The organism is Streptomyces humi (assembly GCF_001005085.2).
Classification (GTDB): Bacteria; Actinomycetota; Actinomycetes; order Streptomycetales; family Streptomycetaceae; genus Streptomyces; species Streptomyces humi.
The window spans coordinates 1-3,609 of the sequence record NZ_LBMU02000156.1 but is presented as its reverse complement, the minus strand read 5'-3'; the positions used below and the strand labels follow the sequence as shown (position 1 = coordinate 3,609).

The following is a 3,609-nucleotide window of genomic DNA, read 5'->3' as shown; positions in this document are numbered from 1 at the left end:
GAGATCTGTCGTGCGACCCTCGGTCCGAGTACGGAGATGACGAGCAGGACGCCGGTGACGACGATCTGGGACTGTGCGGAGACGTTGAGCAGGCTCATCACGTTCTGGAGCGCTCCGAGGAGGAAGACCCCGGCGATCGCGCCGCCGAGGGTGCCCTTGCCGCCGTCGAAGTCGATGCCGCCCAGCAGTACGGCGGCCACGACGGAGAGTTCGAGGCCGGTGGCGTTGTCGTACCGGGCGCTGGCGTAGTGCAGGGCCCAGAAGATCCCGGTGAGGGAGGCCATGAACCCGGTGGCGACGAAGAGGAGTAGTTTGTTGCGCTTGACCCGGATCCCGGTGAAGCGGGCTGCTTCCTCGCTGGCGCCGATCGCGAACAGGGAGCGTCCGAAGGGGGTGGCGTGCAGGACGACCACGGCGATGACGAGGAGTACCAGGAAGGGCAGGAAGGCCTGCGGCAGGAACGTGTCGCCGAGCCGTCCGGCGGCGAAGTCGAGGTACTGGGTGGGGAAGTCGGTGACGGCGTCGGAGCCGAGGACGATCTGGGCGATGCCCCGGTAGGCGGCGAGTGTGCCGATGGTGACGGCCAGCGACGGCAGCCCGAGCCGGGTCACCAGCAGCCCGTTGACCAGCCCGCAGACCACGCCGAGGACCAGACAGATCGGGATGATCGTCTCGATGGCGAGTCCGTGGTTCCACAGTGCGCCCATGACCGCCCCCGACAGGCCGGCGGTGGAGGCGACCGACAGGTCGATCTCGCCGGCCACGACGAGGAGCGTCATCGGCAGGGCGATCAGGGCGATCGGCAGCGTGTTGCCGATGAGGAAGGACAGGTTGAGGGAGTTGCCGAAGCCGTCGACGGCCGAGAAGGAGAACAGCAGCAGGAGGATCAGGAGGGCGCCGACGACGGTGTCCCAGCGCACCGCGCGCGTCAAGGACTCAGGCATGGCGGGTGTTCTCCTTGCTGGTCGCGGTCCTCTTCAGGGCCGACTTCTTCTTCAGCGCCACCGCCACGCGCAGTGCGACGATGCGGTCGACGGCGATGGCGAGCAGGAGCAGGATGCCGTTGATGGCGAGGACCCAGACGCTGCTGACGCCGAGGGCGGGCAGGACGCTGTTGATGGAGGTGAGCAGGAGGGCGCCGAGGGCGGCGCCGTAGACGCTTCCGGAGCCGCCGGTGAAGACGACGCCGCCGACGACGACGGCGCTGACGACGGTGAGTTCGTAGCCGTTGCCGGTGCTGGAGTCGACGTTGCCGAACCGGGCCAGGTACATGGCTCCGGCGAGGCCGGCGAGGGCGCCGCAGACGGTGTAGGCGGTGATGATGCGTCTGCGGACGGGGATGCCGGCGAGGCGGGCGGCTTCGGGGTTGGAGCCCAGGGCGTACAGTTCCCGGCCGCTGCCGAAGTGTTTGAGGTAGTAGGCGGTGGCGACGAGCACGGCGAGGGCGATCAGGGCGAGGTAGGGGATCGCGGACAGGCCGCCGGAGCCGAAGTCGTTGAAGGCGCCGGGCAGGTCGGCGGCGGTGATCTGCCGGGAGCCGACCCAGATGGAGTCGATGCCGCGGATGATGTAGAGGGTGCCGAGGGTGACGACGAGGGCGGGGACCTGTCCGAAACTGACGAGCACCCCGTTCAGGAGTCCGCAGCCGACACCCAGCAGGACGGCCAGCACGATCGCGAGGGCCGGGTTGCCGCCGCTGTGCAGGTAGTCGCCGGCGGCGAAGGCGGTGATGCCCAGGGTGGAGCCGACGGACAGGTCGACGTTGCGGGTGATCACCACGAGGGACTGGCCGGTGGCGACCAGGACCAGGATGGTCGCGTTGAGCAGGAGGTCCTTGATGCCCTGCTCGGAGAGGAACTCGCTGTTGCCGGCCTGGGTGACGGCGATCATCACCAGGAAGACGACCAGGATGGCCAGTTCACGCATCTTGAAGACACGGTCCACGAGCCGGGTCCCGCTGGAGCCTGGTGTCTCGGTGACAGGGGTGTGTTCGGGTGTGGTGACGGTCATGCGGCGGCCCTCCCGGTGGCTGCGGCCATCACGGTTTCCTCGGTGGCGTCGGAGCGCGGGATCTCGGCGGTGAGGCGGCCCTCGTGCATGACCAGCACGCGGTCGGCCATACCGAGGATCTCGGGCAGGTCGGAGGAGATCATCAGGACGGCGACGCCGTCCGCGGCGAGCTGGGACAGCAGCCGGTGGACCTCGGCCTTGGTGCCGACGTCGATACCCCGGGTCGGCTCGTCCACGATCAGCACCTTGGGTCCGGTCGCCAGCCACTTGGCCAGGACGACCTTCTGCTGGTTGCCACCGGAGAGAGTGGAGACGGTGTCGGCGATCCGGGCGTACTTCACCTGGAGCCTGACCGCCCAGTCCAGGGACCGGCTGCGTTCGGCACCCCGGTCCACCAGACCCGCCCTCACACTCGTACGCAGCCCGGTCAGACCGATGTTCCGCTCGATGGACATGTCCATCACCAGCCCCTGCGCCCGCCGGTCCTCCGGGACCAGCGCCAGACCCGCGGACATCGCGGTGGAGGGCGCGCCGTTGACCAGAGACGTCCCGTCCACGGACACTTCACCCGCGTCCCAGCGGTCGATGCCGAACACCGCGCGGGCGACCTCGGTACGGCCGGCGCCGACCAGGCCGGCCAGGCCGACGATCTCACCGTGACGGACCTCGAAGGACACGTCGGTGAACACCCCCTCACGGGTCAGCCGCCGTACGCTCAGCGCGACCTCGCCGGGGGTGACGTCCTGCTTGGGGTAGAGCTCGTCCAGATCCCGGCCGACCATCCGGCGCACCAGGTCGTCCTCGCTCATGCCGTCGAGGAGTTCGCTGGCGATCCAGGCACCGTCGCGCAGCGTGGTCACCCGCCGGCAGATCTGGAAGATCTCCTCCAGCCGGTGCGAGATGAACAGCACCGCCGCACCCTGTTCCCGCAACGTCTGTACGACCTTGAAGAGACGGGCGACCTCGCTGCCGGTCAGGGCCGCGGTCGGCTCGTCCATGATCAGGACCCGGGCGTCGAAGGAGAGCGCCTTGGCGATCTCCACGATCTGCTGGTCCGCGATGGACAGCCCCCGCGCCGGACGGTCGGGATCCAGGGCCACACCGAGCCGGTTCATCAGCGCGGCGGTCGCCGCCCGGGTGGCCTTGTGATCGATCCGCCCCAGCGCCCGCCGGGGCTGACGGCCCATGAAGATGTTCTCGGCGATCGACAGGTCGGGAAAGAGCGTGGGCTCCTGGTAGATCACGGCGATACCGGCGTCACGGGCATCACCGGGACCGTGGAAGACGACGGGCTCACCCTCGAGCAGCACCTGGCCGGCATCCGGCCGGTGCACCCCGGCAAGCGTCTTGATCAGCGTCGACTTGCCCGCGCCGTTCTCCCCGGCGAGCGCGTGCACCTCACCGGGAAACAGCTCCAGGGAGACGTCCCGCAGCGCACGCACGGCACCGAAGGACTTCGAGACGTCCTTCAACGCCAGCACCGGGGCCGGGCCCGAGTCGGACGGGTGGGTCATGGAGGCTCCTCGACAACACCGGGCGCGGAAGGCACTCCGACCGACCCCACAGCGTCGTGAAAGGTTTCAACTGGATTGCCGGGAC

Annotated in this window: 3 protein-coding genes; all 3 read right to left on the bottom strand. The window is 69.1% G+C overall.

Features of this window, described 5'->3' with window-relative positions; genetic code table 11:
• Positions 1 to 944: ABC transporter permease (locus tag AAW13_RS43355; protein ID WP_071659882.1), on the bottom strand; the 944-nt coding region annotated here is incomplete at its 3' end.
• On the bottom strand, positions 937 to 2,010 hold the full coding sequence (locus AAW13_RS43350; protein WP_071659881.1) for an ABC transporter permease: 1,074 nt from the start codon (positions 2,008 to 2,010) through the stop codon (positions 937 to 939). The genes AAW13_RS43350 and AAW13_RS43355, both read right to left, overlap by 8 nt.
• Positions 2,007 to 3,524: a sugar ABC transporter ATP-binding protein gene (locus tag AAW13_RS43345; RefSeq protein ID WP_071659880.1), complete on the bottom strand. Its 1,518-nt coding sequence runs from the start codon at positions 3,522 to 3,524 to the stop codon at positions 2,007 to 2,009. The genes AAW13_RS43350 and AAW13_RS43345 overlap by 4 nt, the downstream gene beginning before the upstream one ends.
• Positions 3,525 to 3,609: the final 85 nt, after the last annotated feature.

Bases quoted from the DNA above. Each gene is read 5' to 3' on its own strand.
- AAW13_RS43350 (WP_071659881.1), bottom strand. From the start codon at position 2,010: ATGACCGTCACCACACCCGAACACACCCCTGTCACCGAGACACCAGGC.
- AAW13_RS43345 (WP_071659880.1), bottom strand. From the start codon at position 3,524: ATGACCCACCCGTCCGACTCGGGCCCGGCCCCGGTGCTGGCGTTGAAG.